The 23717-nt window shown below is 44.5% G+C and carries 13 protein-coding genes; all 13 read right to left on the bottom strand.

Annotated features, from left to right (window positions below):
• Positions 1-90: 90 nt before the first annotated feature.
• Positions 91-1230 carry a redoxin domain-containing protein gene (locus tag MUCPA_RS04195; protein ID WP_008504647.1) on the bottom strand — a complete coding sequence of 380 codons (1140 nt, stop codon included), beginning with the start codon at positions 1228-1230 and terminating at the stop codon, positions 91-93.
• Between the two features lie 37 nt (positions 1231-1267).
• A complete protein-coding gene (locus MUCPA_RS04190; RefSeq protein WP_008504646.1) occupies positions 1268-2863 on the bottom strand; it encodes a S41 family peptidase in 1596 nt (531 codons plus the stop codon).
• Positions 2864-4837: a TlpA disulfide reductase family protein gene (locus tag MUCPA_RS04185; protein WP_008504645.1), complete on the bottom strand. Its 1974-nt coding sequence runs from the start codon at positions 4835-4837 to the stop codon at positions 2864-2866.
• An 8-nt stretch (positions 4838-4845) separates the two neighbouring features.
• Positions 4846-6204: a RagB/SusD family nutrient uptake outer membrane protein gene (locus MUCPA_RS04180; protein ID WP_008504644.1), complete on the bottom strand. Its 1359-nt coding sequence runs from the start codon at positions 6202-6204 to the stop codon at positions 4846-4848.
• Between the two features lie 6 nt (positions 6205-6210).
• Positions 6211-9822, bottom strand: a complete 3612-nt coding sequence (locus MUCPA_RS04175) for a SusC/RagA family TonB-linked outer membrane protein (RefSeq protein WP_008504643.1) — start codon at positions 9820-9822, stop codon at positions 6211-6213.
• Between the two features lie 158 nt (positions 9823-9980).
• Positions 9981-11219 (bottom strand): FecR family protein, encoded by a 1239-nt coding sequence (locus MUCPA_RS04170; RefSeq protein WP_008504642.1) that lies wholly within the window; start codon positions 11217-11219, stop codon positions 9981-9983.
• 42 nt (positions 11220-11261) lie between these two features.
• Entirely contained in the window at positions 11262-11894 is a 633-nt protein-coding gene (locus MUCPA_RS04165) for an RNA polymerase sigma factor (protein WP_008504641.1), read from the bottom strand.
• A 324-nt stretch (positions 11895-12218) separates the two neighbouring features.
• Positions 12219-14525, bottom strand: a complete 2307-nt coding sequence (locus MUCPA_RS04160; RefSeq protein WP_008504640.1) for a GH92 family glycosyl hydrolase — start codon at positions 14523-14525, stop codon at positions 12219-12221.
• 18 nt (positions 14526-14543) lie between these two features.
• Positions 14544-16058 carry a glycoside hydrolase family 28 protein gene (locus tag MUCPA_RS04155; protein WP_008504639.1) on the bottom strand — a complete coding sequence of 505 codons (1515 nt, stop codon included), beginning with the start codon at positions 16056-16058 and terminating at the stop codon, positions 14544-14546.
• Positions 16059-16185: 127 nt separating this feature from the next.
• Positions 16186-17889: a RagB/SusD family nutrient uptake outer membrane protein gene (locus MUCPA_RS04150; RefSeq protein WP_008504638.1), complete on the bottom strand. Its 1704-nt coding sequence runs from the start codon at positions 17887-17889 to the stop codon at positions 16186-16188.
• Positions 17890-17913: 24 nt separating this feature from the next.
• The gene (locus tag MUCPA_RS04145) at positions 17914-21243 is read right to left on the bottom strand and encodes a SusC/RagA family TonB-linked outer membrane protein (protein ID WP_040625705.1); all 3330 of its coding nucleotides are present in this window, start codon (positions 21241-21243) and stop codon (positions 17914-17916) included.
• A gap of 245 nt (positions 21244-21488) precedes the next feature.
• Positions 21489-22487, bottom strand: a complete 999-nt coding sequence (locus MUCPA_RS04140; protein ID WP_008504636.1) for a FecR family protein — start codon at positions 22485-22487, stop codon at positions 21489-21491.
• A 79-nt stretch (positions 22488-22566) separates the two neighbouring features.
• Positions 22567-23142 carry an RNA polymerase sigma-70 factor gene (locus tag MUCPA_RS04135; protein ID WP_008504635.1) on the bottom strand — a complete coding sequence of 192 codons (576 nt, stop codon included), beginning with the start codon at positions 23140-23142 and terminating at the stop codon, positions 22567-22569.
• Between the last annotated feature and the right edge of the window lie 575 nt (positions 23143-23717).

The following is a 23717-nucleotide window of genomic DNA, read 5'->3' as shown; positions in this document are numbered from 1 at the left end:
TCTGCAAACACCTCAAAATAAAAAAACGAACCGATGTGTCAAATGGCATCGGTTCGTTTTGTCTAACAACAATTGCTTATTTCGCTGTTGCTATTTGTAAACTTCTTTCAGTTTGTCATTTAAGGCCTCTCCGCGCAAATATTTACCTACAATTTTACCCTGAGGATCAATTAAAAAGTTCATGGGTATGGCCTTAACGCTGTAAAGCTTGGCTACTTCGTTATCCCAGGCTTTCAGGTCTGATACCTGTGTCCAAGTTAACCCGTCATCGGCTATGGCCTTCAGCCATTTTTCCTTGTCGGCAGGCTTGTCTAACGATACGCCCAGGATGCGGAAACCTTTATCCTTAAAAGCGGCGTAGGCCTTAATGAGGTTCGGATTTTCGCGGCGGCAGGGACCGCACCACGAGGCCCAGAAATCAACAAGTACATAATGCCCGCGGAAGTCTGAAAGCTTTACCGCTTTGCCGTCTACATCGTTCTGCGTAAAGTCGGGCGCTATTACGCCTTCCTCGGTGCGTACTACTTCCAGGATACGTTTTAACGAAGCCTGGCCAAGTTCAGAATTGCGTACCTCCGGAGATAATTTGTTGAACACTTTTTCGGTGGTCTGCGCGTCAAAGGTCTCCCCCATTGTTGAATTTAACGCTACAATAGCCATGTACGAGTCCGGATGCTCCAACGCGTATTTTCTTTTAGCGGCTATAGTTTCGGCGGTAACTTTGGCCGCGCGCCTCTCTAACGAGTTAATGTAGGCTGTGTCTGCTTTTTGCTCAGCGCTTTTAGATCTGTATTCATTGTTCAAAGCCGTAAACTGGTCGTAAATAGGTTTCAGCAGCACGCCCATTTTGGCGTTCTCATCGTTCACAGCCGATCCGTAAATTTTAGCTTTACTGATAGAGTCGGCAGTTTCTATCCGGAGGTTTTTGTTCTCGATGTAAAAGCCGTAAACATCATATACAGGTTTGTAGATCGGGTTATCGGGCATACCGTCGTGTATGATACGGATATGTGCTTCCCTGGTTGAAGGGACAGAACCTTTAAACTCAAAGGTACCTTTGTTAAGCACAGTTGAATCGAGATGGCGTACACCATTGATATGGTAGCTCAAAAACGCTTTTGCGGGTTTATCCAGCGTGCCTATTTTACCGCTGATCACGTATCCCTGCTGGGCGGCGCACCATAAAGGCAAGGCTAACATGGTGATTAAAAAGAACGTTAAATTTTTCATGTGTGTTTGTTGGTATTTATTGATTAACTGCTATTAGTTACAGCGCCTTTGCGCCATCAAGATAGGCTGAGTATTGGCGGCCATTGTTTAAAATGTTTATCGCTTCGCGGATGCTTGTATTTTCTTTGCTGATCACACGGAGATAATACTCGTGCCCTGAAAATAACTGCGCGGCAATCTCGGCCTTGATCTCAAGGGCCAGAAGGTCAAAAATGCGCTCCTTATTATGTACAGGCAATTTGATGCCTTGCTTTTCTGCCAGCCTGGCAATTTCGTTCACCTTGCGTTGAGCTACTTTGTAACCCGTATTAAAGCTGTTAAAATCCGGATAGGCAGATCGTAAAGCATCACGGTGCTCATCCACCAACTGCCATGCGGCCTGGTTAACCGCTCCGGTTGCTGCTACTGCCTTAAGCCACGCTGCATCCTGCAAGGTATCCAACGGGACCAACTTATCGGGCGAAATGCCGCTGTGGTTATATATTACCCGCTTATTAACCAGGGTATGAGCTTTTAATGAATCGGGCAGGGTGATTGGTTTATCAGAGAGTAACTCCCCGCTCAGATAACGGTTGGTGATATCCGCGTTGTAATTGACGCCTTTATAGGGCTTCTGCACCGTTCTTCCGGCCGGTGTAAACAGTCTTCCGCCGGTTAGCTCCAGTACCGAGCCATCCGGAAGCGGTACCGGCCGTTGTGTTAAGCCTTTGCCAAACGTTCTGCGCCCAACAATTACCGCGCGGTCCCAATCCTGTAAGGCCCCGGCCAGCAATTCACTGGCCGATGCCGTGTTCTGATCAACCAGTACCACCAGCTTGCCGCCCCATGATGTGCCCGATGCCGAGGCATAGTAATAGTCGCGGCCCTTGTCGCGGTCTACGGTGTAGTATACCATCTGGTCTTTTTTCAAAAACTCATCAGCTACGCCTAAAGCCGCTTCAACGTATCCGCCGCCATTGCCTTGCAGATCTAATATCAGCGATTTCATCCCCTGTTTTTTTAGGCTCTTTAAGGCATCTTCAATTTCGGGTTGTGTTGTTTGGCTGAATATTCCGATAGAAATATAGCCAATATCGCTGTTCAGCATAAAAGCCCCCCTTACCGAATGGTCTGCCACGGCACCGCGAATCAAATTAACCGTAATTATTTTTTTCAATGCCTGACGATAAAGTTCCAGCCTGATCGGTGATTTATTGGTACCCCGTATTTTCTTCAAAATATCCATGTTGCTCAACCTGGCCCCGGTTACCACCACGCTATCAATTTTTAAGATGCGGTCGCCCGGCATTACCCCGCCTTTTTCGGCAGGTCCGCCAGGAATGATTTGGGTGATAAAAACACTGTCGTTCTGCGTAATATATTGTATGCCGATGCCTACAAAAGAGCCGCTCATCATCGTTTTCATCTCCTGCGCCTCTTTGGCGCTGAAATACTTAGAGTGCGGGTCGAGCGAGGTAAACATCCCTTTGATGGCGGCATCCGTCAGGGTTTGATCGCTCAGCGAATCGACATAGTTTTTTTGAATAGCGGTAAGGGCTGCGTTCAACTTATCCTTGGTGCTTATTTGGGCCGAGCTAAATTGGCACGCTGCCATAACAATGATAACCGTTACAAGTATCTTTTTAAGTAACATCTATTTTTCTGATTTTAAAAGTTCAATGGCGTAGGATAATTCGTCGGCCAGTTGGCTCGGACTTCCCGAATAACCTTCGTTGGTGTACCTCATAACACCATCCTTAATGATGATTTTACGCGGGATACCCGATGATTGGAAAAATTTGGCCAGCGGAGCAAAAACTTCATCCTGCGCGCCGGTTTCTTTATTAACGCCATCAAACAGCACTTTAAAGCGCCAGCCTTCGCGTTTAATAAAATCTTTCACCTTCTGCTTATAATCTCCAAACTGCTGGGTGGATACAAAATAAAAATCCACCCGTGGGTCTTTAGCATATTTATCAACCAGCATCTGCATGCCGGGGAAAGCGGCAATACAGGGCTTGCACCAGGTTGCCCAAAAATCAATCACCACAATTTTATCCTCCCAATCGCTTGAGCGTACCAGGTTGCCGTTCAGGTCTTCCAACGCAAAGGGCATAATATCATGGTTGAGCAGGTGTGTTTTCACCTCGGCCTTCAACCCGTTTACTTCATCTGCAGACTTTAACGATGCCAGGTACTGCTCGTAACCCGCCAGGCCCTTATGCTCTGCAGTGTAAATATCCTTAATACGGGCAAACATCTCGGGGGTAACGGCATTACTGCGCACGCACTGTTCCAATAGGCCTTTAACGGCCTGGCTTTGCCCCACTCGGTCAAGCAATTGTATATGTATTGCATTAGTTTCGGCATTGGCAAATTCAGCGCCGGGAGATAGCTTTTTAAAGTAATTCAGGGCGATTTGATTATCGCCAAGGCTGTAATGAATGGTAATTTGCGTACGGATACGGTCGTCCATTTGTTTAATGGCATTGGCGGCCGCGTCGGCAGGCGCATCAAAATCCTCCCGGTACGAATTGTCGTTCATTTTGGTCAGCAAGTCCTCAGCCAGGCTATCAGCCAAAGGTTTAATTACAGCTAAAGGCGCTGTTTTCAGCAGCAGTCCGCGGTCAATATTCCAGCGGTAAATTTCATTTTCGGTTTTAAAATCCCAGGATTTCCTTTTGCTAATGATGGCATCGTATTTACCTTCCGCGAAATAAGCCGCCGCCAGGTTGCGGTAAAGACCATAATAAATATAATCCTGGCGGGGGCTGTTTTTCTGCTGCTCACTCGCCGGAAAGTCAACCAGAAACTTTTCGCTGCTCGCGATGATTTGCTGGTTATTTACTCCTTTTGCGGCTTTTTGGTAGGCTTCCAACCTGGCGAAATCACTATGTGGCGCGCGCTCAATAATTTGTTTCCGCAACTCTGCCGCGCGGGTTTCATCTTTAAGTTCAAATCCGTAAACGTGATAAAGTTCAATGGAGTCCTGGCCTGAAAGGCCGCCGCCTGTCCATAACTTCCCGAGTAAGGCCGGTGCTTCCTCTTTAAACCGCGGCCCGTTGATTAGCCGCTGCAAAGAGATATAAGTGTGAGCGTACCGCGATGGGGAACTGCCTTTAATTTCCTGCTCTTCTTTTAAAAGAGTTTGCAGCGTATCTGCCGATGGCTGGGCGGGGAGTTTGTCGAAATAACCGGCCGGCCCCCCAAGGCTGGCCGGCATGCGGAACAAGGCTTGCGCCAATGCTCCGCCCGGTAATTTTAAACCCTTTTTATCAGTCACTGGCCAGGTATATCCTGTATCATGGGTATGATCAGGGCCTGTTGCCATGTCGAACTTTAACGCCACAAACACCGACCTGCTATCCAGGTTGATTTTTGCCGTCAAATTTCCGGCCTGGGTTTGCAGCGGCAATGTATCTACACGCCATTTAAAGTTTGCAAACTGGTAAACAAAAACCCGTTTTGTTTTTGTGGGGTCGATGTTCTGTTTACCTGGTGTATAAGCCACTTGCAGGGGCTTTCCCTGGATAGGTTTTTCAGGCTTCAGGATAACCTTTCCGGGCACCGTTTGAGCGTGGGCTGACGATGCCAGTAAGGCCAGCGCTATAAAAGTTTTTTTTAACATGAAATTATTTACCGTGGGTTTTGTTCGATTTCGGGGTTGAGCAGGATGTACTTTTGGCCGATAGGATATAAATAGCGATTACTGTTTGGCGCCAGGGTGTAAGTAACACCTTTCAATACGCGGGTTTTAGTTACCGCAAAGGCGGCATCATAATTCATACGCTTCTGATCGAACCATCGGTATCCTCTGCCTACAAACTCGCGTTTGCGTTCATTAATTACTGTATTAAGCGCAGTTGCGGCATCGGTGGTAGGCAAGTCGGCATAATCGGCGTCTAAAAAGCGTTTTTTACGCAAGGTATTCACCACAAGCATAGCAGCGGCTGCGTTACCCTGTCGGGCCAGGCATTCGGCCTTGGTGAGCATCACTTCGGGTACCGATGGGCCAGTCTGAATAACATACTCGCCATTCAGCCTGTATCGCCAATACCCTCTGCCGGTAAACGAAGGGCCAAAGGCGTTACCAGCCCTTGTGAAAAGCGTGTAACGCAAATCACTTGTGCCCAGCAAGTTTAACACGTCGGCACTGATGGGAACACCGGTATAACTGCCATTCACAATTTTGGACAGGATCACCTCCGGATCAACAAGCCTTTTAGGGATAGTACCACCAGCCGAGGCATTATAATCCTTCAAATCAAGCAAGGTGTTTTGTATGTTCAGGGTACTATCGGCATACAGGCCGGCCTGCGTAAAGTTGCGCATGCTAAGGTATGTTTTTGACAGGAGCGCATAGCTTGCCGCTTTTGAGGGTCTGATATTGGCATCAGGAAGTTTAGGAAGCCTGCTTACCGAGGTTCCCAGGTCACTCAATATCTGCGTGTAAACTGCGTTTACACTTGCCCTTTTTAAACTGGCATACAGGTTTGGCGTTGTTAATAAGGGTACGCCCAAATCGGTAGCTGCCGTAGCGGCATTGTATTGTTTGCCGTAAAGGTTAACCAATATCAAATAACAGTTGGCGCGGTGTACCATCGCCTCCGCGTACAGCTGTTGTTTTAAGGCGTCGCTTCCATCCTTCGAACTCAATACACCCTCAATAACCACGTTACAGTTATAAATAATGTTGTATAGTTTATCCCAGTCGGTATCGTTTACGGTTTCGGATATGTAAGTATCCGCCCAGGTGTATACGGCACCCCATATTGTGCTGATGTTGTTCTGCTGGGTAACATCAGAATATTCGGTATCGTCGCCCGATAGGATGGGGTAACCATAGCTGCCCTCAAAGATGTTGGCGTTATCTAAAAGATAACGGTAATCGCTGGTATAAGTCAGGGTGCGGACGCCCGGTTGTGTGATCTCGACATATTTGCGGCAGCTGCTCATCAGGATCAGTACCGCAAGCGTGAATATAGTTTTTTTCATGATGGTTTAAAATGAAGCGTTTACGCCAATTAAATAACTTAAAGCCGGAGGCAGGTTGGAGTAATTCCCGGTATTGGTATACAAGGGGTCCAGATGGTCTTTATTGGCGCGCCAGATAATACCTAAATTTTGGATATTGGCACTAAGCGACAAGCTCTTGAAAACACTCCGGGGTATATACTTCGCCGGCACGGCATACGCTAAACTCACTTGTTGCAAGCGCACATGGTCGCCTTTTTCTACCAGTATATCCGAGTATTGATAACGGTACAAGCTATTGTAGCTTGAATTGGTGATACCTGGTATGTTGGTAGTAGCTTCGTCGCCGGGATTGCGCCAGCGGTAAGCCAGGTCCTGAACTTTTCCGATAGAACCATAAAAGGTATAATCGCCACTGGTTGGATAATTGTTGGTTGTTACTGACTGTTTGGTGAATACATTGCCAAAGTAATAGGTTATTTGCGCCGTTGCAGAGAAAGGCCCATAATTAAACGTGTTGAAAAAGCCGCCGGTATAAGGCGCGTAGGTTACCCCGGCATATTTAAGATCAGCACGCGTAAAATTTGCTGTTGACGCGGTACTGCTCACAATGTTGTTATTGCGGTCGTAAATTTGCGACTGGCCCTTGTTATCCAGGCCTGCCCATTTGTAAACAAATAAGGCGCCAACGGGCAAACCCTCTATATAGGGGCCTGCAGCCAGTATATTGGCCGTTTGGTTGGCATAACGCACGTCGGTAATTTTATTGGTGGCATACGAGAAGTTAAAGGTTGAGCTCCATTTGAACTTCCGCGTGCGGATCACATCGCCCGTTAAACCGAGATCAATCCCGTGGCCAGACATGGTTGCCGTATTGAAGATTAAGTTAGACCAGCCATAGGTTGGGTTATATACCTGACTTACAGGAATATCTACAGTTTTTTTAGTATAAATATCAAAGCTGCCGATCAACCGGTTTTTGAACAAGCCGAAATCGGTACCCAAATTGATCTGACGTGTTGTTGACCACCGCAACGTAGTATTGGCGGGCGTGCTAATAGAAGCTGTAGTTAAACCGGTACGGCTATCGGATGTGCTGCTCACGGAAAGCAAGGCGATGTTGGTTCCGGTTGTGGGTACTGTTCCGCTTGTACCGATCGACGTTCTGATAGCCAGTTTTGATAACCAGCTAACATTGCTTAGAAAGTCCTCTTTACTGGCATTCCAGCGGAAACCTGCAGACCAGAATGGCTTGGCCCTTACGGAGCGGTCGACACCTACCATAGTAGCATCATCAAACCTCACGCTACCCGTGGCAAAATATTTATCCTGAAAGCTATAGCCGGCGTTAGCATAATAAGAAAGATACCTCCGCCTGTTGGCAGAAATACCGCTCAGGTTATTGCTCAGTGTTGTTGAATAACCGTAAAGGGTAGGTAAGGAAGCGCCGGGATTGAATACGCCGATAGAATTAGCATCCTGGTTATAGCCATAACGGGTTGACGAGGTGGTAGAAGTACCTGTTTCCCTGATCTCGGTCCCGGCCAAAGCGGTTACCTGGTGGCCTTCTTTCCACGAATGATCGAAGTTTAATTGCCCGCGTACATCAGTATCGTAAGCAGTAGGCACCGATTCGTAGTAAGTGCCTCCATAAGGTAAACCATACGAAAGTTTGCCGCTGTTTACCACGGTGTACGTATTTAACTGAATGCGGTTGGCATAACTATTCAGTTCGTTGATGGTAACGGAATTGCCAAATTGCCGCTGGCTCATAAAGGATACGTCGGCATTTAAGTCTCTGGTTATTTTTCCGTTCAGGCCTGCGGTGAGCCTGAGGGAGTTTGTTTTGGTAATCGTATTAGAGTAATTTAATTCGTCAATAGCGTTATAACCAAAAGGAAGGTATCCTTGCGCTACAAAAGCGTCGCCAATAGATTGCCTGAAGATGATGGTACGTTGAATATGATTGCCGCTATCGTCAACAAGGTTATCATACGGCCGCAATGAAGTTGTTGTGGTTGAAAGCGCATCTACCGCGGCGCCGTTATACACGCTATTGGAGTAACGGTAATTAAATCCAGTCCTGATGGTTAATGTCTTATTAAACACCTGGGATGTGGTGTTTGAATTCAGGATCATATTTTCGGCCCAGTTCCCTTTGTAAAAAGGCTGGTCTTTGGTATAGTTTCCGGAAACACTGTAAATGGTATTTTCGGCACCGCCGGAAACAGAAATATTGGCCTGGTGGCTCACCGCGTTTTGCAGCAGATATTTATTAATCTGATCGAGCGAGTTATGCGTGCTTAATTCAGCTAAGCCCGCATCCCGCTGGGCGGCCGTTGCCGTTCCACGTTTTACACGGTACATCCATTCTGTGGCGTCGCTATTATTAGCAACATAAAGGGCATTAGTGCCGGTGCTTAAAGCCGGATCGGTAAGTAAGCCCCTGTTCACCAGATCTTGCTCCATATCAATGTACTGCGAGCTGTTCATCCACTTCAGGTTATTTAAGTTTGGCCGCTGGGATACGCCAAAAGTGTAGTTGGCATTAATAACGGGCAGGCCTCTTTTACCCTTGCGGGTTTCGATCACGATAACGCCATTTGCACCGCGCGAACCCCATATAGATGTTGCGGAGGCATCTTTCAATACCGTAATTTGCTCGATATCGTCGGGATTTAAGTTGCCTATTACAGCATTACCGGTTACGTTGCCGGTTAAATTGGTTAACCGGGGCTGATCGCTGGGGCTGATCATCGGGAAGCCGTCTATCACGATGAGTACTTCGCTGTTTTGGTTATAAGCATTTATACCACGAACCTGCAAAAAGTTATTGCGCACATCAAAATTAACACCCGGCAACTTGCCTTCCAGCCTCGACATTAAGTTAACGGCAGGCATAGCCTGTATTTCTTCACCCGAGATGGAGGCGTATGCCCCGGCGGCACGCTCTTTTGATAATTTATGATACCCGTCATAAACCACGCTTACCTCGTTAAGGCGTGTCATGGCGGGCTTTAGTACAATACGGAACGGGCTTTTAGCATCGCGGTTGATATAAGTTTCCTGGCGCTGATAGCCTACGTAGGTAGTTACAAATACCATTCCGGCCGGTGGTATATCCAGGGCAGTAAACTCCCCGTTATTATCGGCCACATAACTTATTTTTGTGCCTTTTACAGTTACAATTGCCCCGGGAAGCGTACTTCCAATGCTATCGGTAACTACGCACCTCACATCAACCGCGGCCGAAAAAACGTTTTTTATTTTATCGAACAGCTTGATCTCCTTGATCACTATTTTTTTATTCTCTAAGGTATACGTGAGTTGCTGCCCGGCCAGCGAGCTTTGAAGCGCCTGCTCCAGGGTAGCGTTAACCAGGTCGACAGTAACGGGCTTGGCCTTTAAAACAAGGTCAAGGTCAAAAAGAATATCGTAGCCGCTTTGCTGGCGGATATCTTTTAAAACGCTCTCTAAAGGAGCGTTATGCTTACTGATGGATATGCGCTGCGCCAGGGTGGCGGCACTAACCTGCATTAGCGTTAATAAGGAAATCAGGGTTGCCCATCGCATAATACGTAGGAGTTTAATGACGTGCGGGTAGGGCACGACACGATCAATAGTATAAATTTTATACATTTGTAATGTTTGGTAATGCAAATCGCGGTTGTTTCGAAGCGCGTGCGATTTACAGGTTAACTATTAATGAAAATTAATTAGGGTTTGCCAAACTTTTAAGGCCAGGAGTGTTTCAGCACTTTTGGCTTTTTTTGTTATGGCTGTAGAGGGTGTGGGTATTACTCTGTCACCATAATCCTCCTTCCTGTAATAGTAAAATGAACTTTTCCGGTGCCTTCCATCATCTCGAGCACTTCAGAAATGTTTTTCTTTCTCGAGATCCAGCCGCCCAGCATCAGCTGTTTTGGTGCCGATTCTGCGTAAACAATATCTACATCATACCAGCGCGCCACTTTACGCAGAGCACTCCTGATGTCTTCCCTGAACACAAAATCATTATTTTTCCAGGCTATAGCCGCTTCAATATCGGCCTGCCCTACGTTAAACCGTCCGGCTCCTGAACTTAATTCCTGCCCCGGACTTAACAATGCTTCGCTGCCGCCTGTTATATCGGGGTTTGAAACTTTAATGCTGCCCTCAAGCAAAGTAGTTTTGCTAAGTGGCTCGTCATCGTAGCAATTAACATTAAAATGTGTACCTAATACCTCAATCTTTTGAGTTTTATTCCGGTTGGTAGCGGATGTTGTCTGCACAACAAAAGGCACCCGTTTATTGCTTCCCTTTAAGGTAAAATGGGCAACTTCAAAATAAGCTTCGCCGGTTAACTCAACCTCCCTTGTTTTCTGGTCAAAAACAGCAGGGTAGCGTAATGATGATACTGAGTTTAGCCATACTTTGGTACCATCGGGGAGTACGATCATGTACTGACCTTTTAGTGGTGTTTGAATGGTATTGATACCTGGCGTGTTTCCCTGGCCGGTAGAATTTCCGGCTGTTTGATAAATAACCTGGCCATCTGCTTTTTTTGATATCTGCGTTCCGTTTTGTACGGCTAATGTTCCGTTTTGGGCATTGGTAAGGTCAATCTTTGTTCCGTTAGCTAAGGTGAGTATAGCTTTATTACCTCCAGGTTTGATATCGGCGAGTTTATTGATGGAATAACCTGTCGACCTGTTATTTTTTGAAATATAGAGGTAGAGACCGGTGGATAACATGACTAACAAGGAGGCTGCGATGGATAGCCGTTTAAACAAGGGCTTAACTTTACCGGTGATTTTTGTTTCAGCTTGTGCGGATAATTTTTGATGTAACATTTTAAAACCTGCTTCTGCCTGCTGTTTGCGGGTTTCTTCAGTTAGCAATATTACCAATACCTTAAGCTCCTCAATGGCTTTTTCATCTTCAGGATGCTCTAATAGCCAGTTATGCCAGTAGTCTGTATCGTATTGATTGCTACCGTTGCAATAATTTAAAAAGCTTTGGTCTTCGAGCAGGTATAAAAAATCGCTTGTATGCATTTTTATTGTGTACTAAACAATAGAGTAGCATTGGTTTGATTTTTACCAGAGATTTTTGAAAAAAATTAAAAAAAAGATGATCGTTAACGATAAAAGACCTAAAATTAAGCTCTTTTCTTTACTTAAGTTGGCTTTTAAAGTAGTTATAGCCTGAAATATTGTATTGTAAGCGGTTCTTACAGATACATTATTAGTTGTTGAGATTTCATTATAAGATAATCCCAGGTAAAATTTCTGGTAAATCATCAATCTTTGCTGCGGCGGTAGCTGCTCTACATAATTTTTAATGGTTTCAGCTACACTTTCTTTTACATTAGCGGTAATATGCTGGTATTCTGCAGATGGAACCGTCAGTAGATCTGATATTTCCATAATATCAATCACGTCTTCTTTAGCCGGGCCCCTTTTGCTCAATAATTTATTGATGAAAAACGTAACCAGGTAATTGTGATGATTTCTTACACCACGCAACTTATCGGAATTTCCCCAGATATACAAAAAAAGATCACTTATCGCATCTTCGATTACTGGAGGGGCGAATCCCCTTTTTTTTCCTAAAAAATGAAAATAATGATAATAACCAATATAAAGATCGTGAAATGCTTTAGAATCTTTACTTGTAATAAATTGTTCCCATTCTGGCAATAAGTCTTTTCCTTTTTTATCATTTGCCATTAACAAATTTATCAATTGTAATTTACATTACATTAATGTTTCATTAATATGTAGAACAGTTTTTATTGTTTTTTTATCTGACCGATAATTAGTGATAACAGGCTTGTATGGGCACTTTACCTGCCGCTGGCATGCACTGCCTTAATTTTATAATGATATCCAATGCGTAATTGAATACATCATTTGGGGGATTGCGGTAGTGAAAGCAAAAAGCCTGGGAATTCATCCCCAGGCCATAAATTTAACGAGTTATATATTAGCATCCTTATAATAATGACTGCCGAACATAAACAAGCAGGTGCATATCAACCTGCCCGGTAACTATCAATGGGTATTATTGGCCATCCCCGAAGGTTGCATCAGCGGTTTGGTTCCCCACAGTTTGTCAGGCTTGTCTTGCAAGTATATTTCCAGTTTGCCGCCTTCAACTACAGCAGCGTAAGTGATGTAATTTTTGCTGATGATTTTCCCGTTTAATTTAACCTGGTGTATATACTGTGCGGTTTTACTCGTTTTATGAGTGGTGATTTCGAAGTTTTTACCGTTAAACAGCTTGATGGTAGTTTGATCAAATAGCGGTGAGCACAATAAATATTCGCCCGATACCGGATTTACCGGATATAAGCCCATGGCCGCAAACATATACCATGCCGACATTTGACCCGCATCATCATTCCCGCTCAGGCCGCCGGGGCCATCGCCGTATTCCCTCGACAGAATGTTACGCACCTGCCGTTGGGTTTTCCAGGGTGAACCGGTAAAATTGTACATGAAAGGAATTTGGTGCCCGGGTTCGTTTCCATGCCAGTATTCGTTCTTTTCAAAAAGACTATCCAACTCCATTTCCAGTTTTTCGCGGCCTCCCATTAACCTGGCCAGCCCAGGTACATCCTGCGGTACATAAAAAGTATATTGGCGGGGAGAACCTTCGGTGATATAGTAAGCTTTGCTATCGGGCAGATAGGGATTTACCCATGAACCATCCGCATGCCGGCCACGTACCATACCTACGCTTTGGTCAAAAATGTTTTGGTAATAGGCCGACCGTTTTAATAATTGCCCATAGTCCGTGGTCTGGCCTATCTTTTTGGCCACCATGGCCAGTGCGTAGTCATCATAAGCATATTCTAAGGTGCGGCTTACCTGTTCTTTTTGATGAAAGGCATCAGGTACGCTGTCTTCTACAGGTATGTAATGGTATTTAAGGTAACTATCCAAAGCCCTGCGTCCTTTGCCTTCTACATAGTCCGCTTTGCTGTCCGGTATGTCGAAAGCGTTCTGGCGCATCAGGCGGTAAGCTTCGTTTATATTAAAAGTACTGATACCTTTTAAATAGGCCGAGGCGATCACCGAGTTGCAATGGTCGCCGATCATTTCAGAAGTATAGCTGTTCCAGCAAGGGAAAATAGACAGCCATCCACCTTGCTGCCCCTTTAATATTAATGAATTAGCCATATTGTCAACCACGGAGGGCTGCAATATTTCAAATAAGGGGATCTGAGCCCTGTAAATATCCCATAAAGAAAAATCGTCGTAATAGTTGCCCTTCTCCAGTTTGCCCAACTGATGTTGAGATGCAAACTTGGGGTAGGTTCCGTCGACATCATTGTACAAACGCGGCTGCTGCATGGCGTGATAAAACGACGTGTAAAATATTTTCTTATCTTTTTCTGAGGCTGTCCGGAGCGAGATTTGAGATAAAGATTTCTCCCATGTTGCTTTACTTTGGGCCGCAATAGCTTCAAAATCCCATCCGGGGATCTCTGCCTGGAGGTTTTTCCTGGCACCTTCAATGCTGCTGAAAGATGTGCCCACCTTAACGCGTATCGATTGGCCCGCTTGCAACTTAAATCCTAAATAAGCACCGCTGTTTTTTTGATTGCTGATGCTGTTGCTTGAAAATACCTTATCGCCCGAAAACGTACCGCTGTTGCCGATGGATTTTTCAACAACGATAACAAAATAGCCGTTAAAACCAGCTTCCTTCCCCCAGCCCTGGTAAATCCGGTGTACGGGATTATAACCGCTTATTTCTCCCTTGCTCGCATCTATCTTAATAGATCCCTTATCGTAATCACTGTTTGGCGTAATGAGCAGGTAAACGCTATCGGCCTGCCGGGCTGTAAAAACCATAATGGCGCTTCTGGGCGTTGAGGTTACCGTGGCCTGCATTTTGTAATTTTTCAAATCAATGCTATACCTGTACGGCGATGAAGTTTCGTCCTGGTGCGAGAACGGAGTGGGGTATTCAGTATTGGCAGTTTTTAATTTGCCGCTAATGGGCATAATAGTTACGCTGCCATAATCCTGGGTACACGATCCGCTCAGCCAATGTGAGCCCCTGAAACCACTGAAATAATGATCCTTATAATAGTACGGCGGCACACATTTATTTTCGGTGAGCTGGGTTTGCGGTGTCCATTGCGTCATGGCAAAAGGCGTTGTTACAGCGGGGATGGTATTTGCAAACAGGGCAAAGCCTTCGCCGTGTTTTAGTGCGGCAGGGGTGTTGGCAATGCCAGTGCCTGCCATGGGTTGTACATAGTTAACCACGTTTTGGCTGTGCAGCGGAAGAGTAACTGTTAGTAACAGGACTAAAAGGTAGCTAAGGCTTAAAAATCTTTTTATCATTCTATAAGTACTGTCGGTTTATTGGTCTAACTTCAGAATAGCTTCATCTCCAGGCGGCAACGTGATGGTTGCACTTTCCAACTGATTTACGTTTTTGTAAACAATGGCCGGTAGGGATACAGACGCAGGTAAGTTTATATTTTTTAACGATAAACCTGTTACATCATCAAATACCATCGCCGGGCGAAAATCACTCTGTTGCAATAAAACTTTAAAATTACTGATTTTGATGTTCCCGGCATGCCTTACATACAGCGCCCAGGATGGTAATTCTCCAAACATGGAAAACTCCGGGTATCCTGCAGCATTTTCAGTAACGGTAGCCAGCGAACCAGTGCTAACATACGCAATTTCTTTTTTAGCACCACCACCGTAACTTATTTCGACATTGGAGATGGATACATTTTGAACAACATGACCAGGTAAGCCCACAATGGAAGCAGGCAGCAGGTTATGCGGAGGTACTTTTGGCAGCGGGCCTTCTACAGGATAACCAATATCCGGTTTGCCGCTGGGTACCTCTACCTTTACGTCGTCGATGGTGATATTGCTGAGTGAACTGTAACGCTCGTCGGGGTTGCGGTGTCCTAAACGGATAAATATGGCGTTCCCGGTGTTGCGGCCAACTACATGGCTGATATGAACATCTTCCAGGCTGCCCCCATCTACGGTTTCAATGGCAATGGCAGACCGGTAAGTATCAAATACAGTAAGGTTTTTTACCGTGATGTTTTTAAAGTTGCCCAAAGAACCGGTACCTATTTTAAACGCGTTTGCGCTTGAACGTGCGATGCAGTTTTCTATCCAGATGTTTTCGCAGGTTTCGCCCTTAACTTCCGATTTAAGGCAAATGGCATCGTCTGCAGCGTTAAAATAACTGTTGGTAATTTTTACATTCTTTGAGTCCACTATATCTAAGCCGTCATTGTTCCAGTACTCGTTGCTATGTACGGTTATGCTGTCAATCACCAGGTCTTTACATTGCTTGTAATTTTGCACCCAGCTTGCAGCGTTTCTTAAGGTTATACCGGTAATATTGATACGCTCACAGTTTTTAAAATAAATCAAGTTAGGGCGGTTAGCTTCGTTAGGGCGTTTGGCTAAATACTGTTCGTCGGTTATTTTACCGGCGCGTAATAGCTCCAGCGCGTGTTCAACCACATCCCGGCCCTGGCCATTAATGGTGCCTTTGCCGGTTATGGCAATGTTGTGCTGTCCTTCGGCCCAGATCACAGACATTTCGCCCTCGTTGTAATCCAAACGGTTGGTGCTACCGTACAGAATGGCATCCGGAGCCAGGTAGAGTTCTACGGAACTCTTCATTTGAATAGGGGCGGTGGCGAAATTACCTGCCGGAACAATTACCCTGCCACCTGTTTTAGCAGCCGCATCAATAGCTGCCTGAATGGCTTTTTTATTATTGATACTCAAGCCCGGTTTTGCACCGTAAGCAACAATATTGTAATCTTTTTTTTGGCCGTAAGTACTTAGCATTGTACCGATGAGCATAAAACCTAATAACTGTGCCTTCATGAATTTAAATTTTCTGTTTGTGTTTATGTATGACCAGGCTCCGTGCCGACATATATTTAGCGATAATTTAATTGGAGGTATACACTTACATATATACCTCCAATTGATGGTTGGATGCATGCTTATCTCAATATCCAGGGTTTTGCGGGAATGCCGCTCCGCGGTTCAAGTCAATTTGCGACTGGGGTATAGGGCGTAGTAAATGGAAAGACTTAATGGTATTGGCAGCCTTTGCTTCATCATTGTAAGTCAGCGTACGCGCAATAAGTTTGCCTGTCCGTTTCAACTCAAACCACCTCAGCTCTTCTCCAACTAATTCGCGTGCCCTTTCATCCAAAATATTATCCAGAGTTAACGTAGTAACCTGCATTTCTGTTGTGTAAGCTATCCCCGAAACCGGGTTAATACCGGTTTTAGCAGCCCGTGTTCTTACCGCGTTATAAAACGGTAATGCCTTGGCTAAATTTCCGGCTTGTAAATAGGCCTCCGCCGCAATCAAATAAGTTTCGGCTAACCGGAATACATAGGTATCCCTGGTACCGCCATTATCGGCATAGGCCAGGTTCAACTCACGGAATTTTTTAAATTCCGGATAAGTTCTGGTCAGCCCCGAAAACGGCGACGAGCGGTATTCATCCGGGTTAAACACAAAGTATTTTTTAGCGGCTTTTTGCGCGGTGGTAAAGGCTACATCCGGGTAGTAAATAACAGTATCGCCCACCGCAAAAGTGCGGCCGTTAACCGTACCGGCGGCTTGCGCAAGCAGCGTATTCCAAACGGTAGCCTGGTAGCGGCTATCGCGTGTTTTGTCAAACAGCGTAAAAAAGTATGGATCAGGAACGGCATTGGTTACTATAGCCTTGTTGTATAAAGCGCTGCGGCCAATTGCAGCCAGAGGATTGGTTTCCCAAAGAAAGTTTTGGTGCAGGTTATTACCCGTAATTGCTGTGGTTTGCACCTTACCCAGGTAATACACCGGGTTGGTTGCCGCGTTGGTACTGTACTGCACGGAGAAAATAACTTCGGAATTGATTTGAAAATTGGCTACAGTAGGGTCAAACAATGACGAGAATACTGGCCTTAAAGTATAAGGGCCGGTGGTAATTAAACTTTCGGCCAGGGTAGCTGCCTGCGTAAAATCATTAACGCCTGCGCCATAGCTTTTGTAGCCGCGGGTTAAATAAACTTTGGCAAGTAAATGCTGTGCAAAACCTTTGGTTACCCTGCCCTGGTCGGTTGTGGTAACCGGCAGTGCTGCCGCTGCTTCGGTAAGGTCTTTAATAATTTGGGTATAAACCTGTTGTTCGGGCGTACGGCTAAAAGCCACACTTGCCGTCACTGATTTTTCCAGCACGAGCGGCACATCGCCAAAAGTTTCTGCCAGCATGTAATAGTAGTAAGCGCGCAGGGCCTTAGCTTCGCCAATACGAGTATTTAACAACGTAGCGTCCATGCCTTTAACCTGAGTTGCCCAATATAAGGTAATGTTTGTAGTGCCTATAGCATAATACAGTTGTTTCCAATAGGTATCCACATCGCTTATTGAGGAATTTAACGAACTATTATACAAATTGAGGGGTTGAACATCCGTAACCGCGTACGACGAGAAAATATCCGTACCCATGTTATATAAGGTGTTGTTGTTAAACAAGTAGCGAAGGTTGGGATAGTTTGATTTCACTAAATCTTCAAAGCCCGGCGCTGTAACATAATACGTTTCAGCGGTCTGGCCACCCAGGTTGTTTTCCTCAAGGTACTTTTTGCAACCAAAGGTGCAAGATACCATGGTTAAAGCCAGTAACCATAGCATTTTATTTTTTAAATATTTCATATAAATAGGTTATGAATTTGAAAATTATAAGGTTACGTTAACACCAATGATAAAAGTACGGGTGCGGAAATCCTGTAATCCAAACGAACTCAGATCTGCAGTCTCCGGATCCCAACCGATGAACTTGGTGAAAATAAAAGGGTTATACGCAGTGGCATAAAGCCTGAGGTTGTTCAGTTTTATTTTGGTTGCAGCTGCCTTGGGCAGGGTATAGCCAAGGGTAATGTTGCTTATTTTAGTATAGGACGAATTTTGGTAAGTAGCGGCGGTTCTTCTGGTAGCATCAGTTTCCACCGCGTTGTTGGCCCAGGTGTTGCTTGGGTTGGTAGGTGTCCAGTAGTTGCGTTGGTAGGCGTTAAAACGTGCCCGGCCCTGGTCCTGATTCATAAACTGATCCAGAAAAGTGCTTTGTTGTACGGTACCCTGGCGGGTATACACGGTGAAACCTAAGTCAAACGCTTTATAGTTAAAGGTGTTGGTAATACCGCCAAACCAATCCGGAATATCGCTGCCAAGTACCACCCGGTCGTCGGCAGTAATTTTGCCGTCGTTGTTGGTGTCTTGAATTTTGTATTGGCCCGGTTTTTCGCCGTAAACTGCAGCCTGTGCAGCTTCGCTGGTTTGCCAAACTCCAATAACTTTATAATTATAAATTACACGTGCTTTTTGGCCAATAAACCTGGCGTTACCCACATCATTAGCGCCGTTGCCAAACAGATCCAGAATCTGGTTTTTATTTTTGGAGTAGTTGATGTTGGTAGTCCAGGTGAATTGTTTGCTTTTAATATTAGTTGTATTTAAACCAATTTCAACACCGCTGTTGCGGATGGAGCCAATGTTTGATACCACGGTGGTAAAGCCGTTAGCTGCAGGTATCTGTTGTGGCAGTAAGGTGCCTTTGGCTGTTTTATTATAGTAATCAAACGTAAAGCCGATACGGTTTTTCAGCACATTTAATTCCAGGCCGGCGTTGTACTCCGAAGTTTTCTCCCAGGTTAGATCATTGTTAGCTAAAGCAGAAATGCCCGAACCATTAGCCGTTGCGCCGTTAAAGTCGTAATAGCTTGTGGTAACGCTCGATTGGGTAACATAAGGATAGAAGTAGCTGCTGTTAACGGCGGCATTACCGGAGCGGCCATAGCTAAACCTGAATTTGAGGAAATTGATAGCGGAGATATTTTTGATAAAATCCTCTTCACTTGCAATCCAGCCTAAAGCGGCCGAGGGGAAAAAGCCCCATTTATGTCCGTCGGCAAAAATGGAATTGCCATCCGCACGACCTGTTACGGTTAACAAATACCTGTTTTTAAACGTGTAATTGGCCCTGAAGAAAAACGAACTGATTGTTTGTTTGGTGTAACTGCTGGATACGGTTGTTGATGGCTGAATAGTGGTGCCGTTAATAGTTACCGCTGTAGCGCTGGCCACATTATACCATAAGGAGCGATAAGGTAAGCCCGACACACTGATGAGGTTATTATCTGTTTGGTAGTAGTTGAGCGAGCTACCTGCTGTAAGGTCAAATTTATTATTGTCGTTGAGGGTTTTGTTATAGGTTAATACGTTATCCAGCGTATAATTGAAAATATGGTTGCTGCTATTGGTTGCCGAACTGGGTTTGGTTCCGGCACCTGTTTTTGAAAACTGATCTGCATAAGTACCGGCGCGCTGAAACGTGATATCAGGCGTGAAAGACGAGCGGAACTTTAAACCCTTTAAAAGCCCTATTTCGGCGTATAAATTAGGTAACATTCTAACGTATTGGGTTATACGTATATCGTTCTCCAGGTCAAACAAAGGGTTAGTGATCTGGGATTCTGTTTCGTAAGCAAAAAAGCGGTTGCTGCCGTCGGCATTGTAGGCGCTGCCTGTGGGCCTTAAACGGTAGGCACTGCGGAAAACTTCGCCGCTTCCTAAATTGTAATCGGCATAAGTGCCGTACATTGATGCACCAACTTTAAACCAATCGTTGATGGTTTTATCCAGGCCTACTTTTAACGTATACTTTTTGGTATCCTCCACTTTAGTAGCTCCCTCGTAATTCTGAAAACCGGCGGATAAAAAGTAAACCGTTTTTTCATCACCGCCGGTTATGGAAAGGTTGTGGTTGGTTTGTAAACCATTTTGTTTGATGAGATTAACCCAATTGGTATAATTGCCGCTGTTGATGTTAGATAGCTCTGTAGGCGAAAATATCTGGGCATCGGTATAGTTTACCTGAGGCGTTAAACTGGCTCCTAAAGTGCTGTAAAATTCCCTGGCGTAAGTAACAAATTCGGGCCCGGTCATCATCCTGGGCAGGTTGTAAGCATTTACTACGCCTACATAGCCATCGTAATTAACTTTAGTTTGGCCGCGCGTACCTTTTTTGGTGGTTACAATAACCACGCCGTTGGCTCCGCGGGAGCCGAATATGGCCGTTGAAGAAGCATCCTTCAATACATCCATCCGCTCAATGTCAGATGGGTTGATATCATTGATACTGGCTACGGGAATTCCATCAACAACATATAGCGGTTGCGTATTACCGTAAATTGAATTAACACCACGGATTTCAATCGTCATATCGGCCCCCGGTTTACCCGACGAACGTTTAACATCCACGCCCGGCAACCTTCCCTGGATAGCTTCCTGAGCATTTGGGGCTTTTGATTTAATAATTTCATCACTGTTTAACGAGGCTACACTACCTGTAACATCGCTCTTTTTCTTGGTGCCGTAACCCAAAACAATCACCTCGTTCAGCGATTTGGAATCGGCTGTCATTTTAACTGTTAAAGGTGATGCGCCACTGGCCGGTATTTCAACAGTAACATAACCAATGTATTTAAACACCAGTATATCGCCCGGGCTTGCAACGGTTAGTTTAAAATTGCCGTTAACATCAGTAATAGTGCCTTTGGTAGTACCCTTTACAGTAACGCTTACCCCAATCAGTGTTTCGTTTTTCTCATCAACTACTTTTCCTTTAACTTCTATATTTTGAGCGGCTGTCGGCGTTTCCACAGCTGGGGTAACAGTACTTTCGGCAGGTTGGGCATCCATTAAAATTACCTTGCCCTTAAATACCTGGTAATTGATGTGGTAGCGCGTTAATAGTTTATCTAAAACTTGTTTAAGGTTTTCGTTATTGAAACTGACCGTAATTTTATCGCTCGTAGCAATAACGTCCTGGTTGTATATAAATTCAACCTGGTGTGTTTTGGCCAGTAACGTCAAAACGTCCGACAGGGTTTTATTCTGTACAGCCAGGCTAACCTTTTTACTCAATACACCCTGGGCAGCGGTGGGTTTTGAATAGGTAATGCCGGTCATCAACATAATGAACAATAACTGGCTAAATGTGATTCTCATGATCTTGTACCAGAAATGGGAATGAAGTAAACAAAAATTCATAAATTTGAAATATTGTATTTGTTAAAAAAATATAATAGCATAGCCCTGTCACCAATTTATTGATGTCATCCAATGGGCTTAAATTTCCAGGTACAGGAGTGTGGCAGCACTCTTGTACCCTTGTTTTGGGAAAAAATTAGGAGATTCAGTTATTAAGGGGGAGTAGTTTTTATCATGGTATTTAAATTTAGGGTTATTGGTTATTAATTAGTTTGCTTTAGGATGATGAGATCGCCGGAGATCTCGTAATTTAACTTCATAGCGGCCTTAAGCACTTCAAGCACTTCCGGAAGGTTAAGGTTAGTTAAATCGGCAGTCATTACGGAGTTATCCAATTCTTTATTGCTGATTTTGATATTGGTATCAAATTTTCTGTTCAGCACAGCAACAATCTCTGTAAGTTTGGCTTTCTCAAAAGAAAGGTCGATATGATCGTATAGCTTCAGATCAGACAAGTTAGCCTGCCTGTTGGTGATAAGTTGTGTATCATTATCAGTTAAAACAGCTTCTTCTTTAGGGTACAGCAATACTTCGCCGGCAGTTAATTTGGCTTGCACTGCTTCACCTTTTTTACTTACAGATACTTTTCCGCTTACAACGGTAACTTTTGCGTTTTTGATATCCTTGCCATCAAGTACCCTGAAGCTTGTGCCCCATACTTTAGTGACGATATGTTCGCTGGTGATAATGAACGGCCGGTTGGGGTTTTTAGTAACTTCAAAAAAGCAACTGCCTGCCATTGCTACATTGCGCGATTTAACGGCGAATTTTTTTGGCCAGCTCAGGCTTGCCTCGGGGCTCAACCATACTACGCTGCTATCGGGCAGTAGCTGCCTTAAAACGTTTTTACTATGGTTAGTAATTGAAAATGAAAGGCTTTGCGGGCGAGTTTGTTGATGTGTATTATTCAGTATAAAAAATTTAAAGGCTACCAGTAACAAGGCTGCCGCTGCAATTCCGAGCCACCATTTGCCGTTCATTGCGCTGATTGTAGCCGTTTTACTGCTGATGTTTGTTTGGCTGGCTATGCTCTCAAATATTTTGGCTTTTAGCAGGCTACGCTTATCCGCCGTGAGGCTTTCCGTATACTCTGGCTCACCTTGCGATTGCTCATACCAATGATTGATAGCCGCTGCCTCTTCAGGGCTGCAGGTACCGTCAAGATACTTATCCAATAATTCAGAAAGTTGAACTTTATTCATACTAAAGAAAGTTTATAACAGGCTTATACCATATAGTCGGAGAAACCCGGGTACCCCCCTTGTTTTTTTTGAAAAAAAATTATTTCAATAAAAAAATAATCAACAGGGTCAGGGCATCGGCCATACCGGAACGGATTATTTGCAGGGCTTTGGTGAGATGGCCTTGTACGGTTTTTTCGGAAATATTTAAAATCTCTGATATTTCTCTGTGGGTTTTATGCTCCAGGCGACTCAGTTGGTACACATTTTTGCATTTACCGGGCAACGACTCGACTAATTTGGAAAGATATTTAGCCAGGTCCCTTGTAAAAATCTGGTCGGAGGTGGAGTTGTCATACTCGGAATGGTTAACCATGATTTCGAATTTATCCTTTACAACCTGCTTCCGGTAAATATCAACCACGTTATACCTTACGGCAACAAGCAAATAGTTTTCCAAACCGACGGTAAAAGTTAATATTTCGCGCTTCTCCCAAAGTTTGATAAAAACATCCTGAACAATTTCTTGGCAAACAGCCTCATCACGAAGCCGTTTATAGGCAGCATTTAACAGTTTACTCCAAAACCTGTTATAAATCGCTTCGAAAGCCCCCACCTCGCCCCGCTTTAGTAGTGATGCAAGTTCTTTATCGCTAAGAGTCGAAAATTCCGGCATTGGTTTACGGGCTTACACAGTAGGTCACTGAATATTGTTTAAAGTACGTGTAAATTTATGAGTTTAACAAAAACAAGCCAATAAGGAAGAGGGGATGCGTTTAGCTGATGCGGAATTCGGGCAAAAGTATATTTTATTTCTGATTTAGCTTTTTTTGAATAACTTTTAGTCGAGGTCAAGCCAGACCAAAGAAACGGATAAATTAATATAACTGAAGCAATATGCACTGGATTTTACAGATTATTTAGCGCGATGAGGTACCGTATTCTCTATTTTTTATCCAATGCTTCTTGTATTTTGTCTTTAAGTGTGTTGCGCTTTCTTTTTGGATTCAGATTATTTTAAATTGTAACTTATTAATTATAGCGCAAATGAAGTTATTGCAATTTGTTATTTCATTAGCCCCTGACGTGAAGGGGAGCAGATGATATAAGCTGTTGAAAAGAAACATAGACCAAGTGGGTTAAGCTTGATGCTGTGAATTATCAATTGTTGCTATATTAGAACCGGGATTACCGATGTGTCCGATAAAAAACCAAATTATAAACGCCAAGGCATACTTACAATGTATTGGC

The sequence above is a fragment of the Mucilaginibacter paludis DSM 18603 genome (assembly GCF_000166195.2).
In the GTDB taxonomy this organism is placed as follows: domain Bacteria; phylum Bacteroidota; class Bacteroidia; order Sphingobacteriales; family Sphingobacteriaceae; genus Mucilaginibacter; species Mucilaginibacter paludis.
Note: the sequence above shows the minus strand (reverse complement) of the source record. Positions and strands in the feature narration are given on the sequence as shown.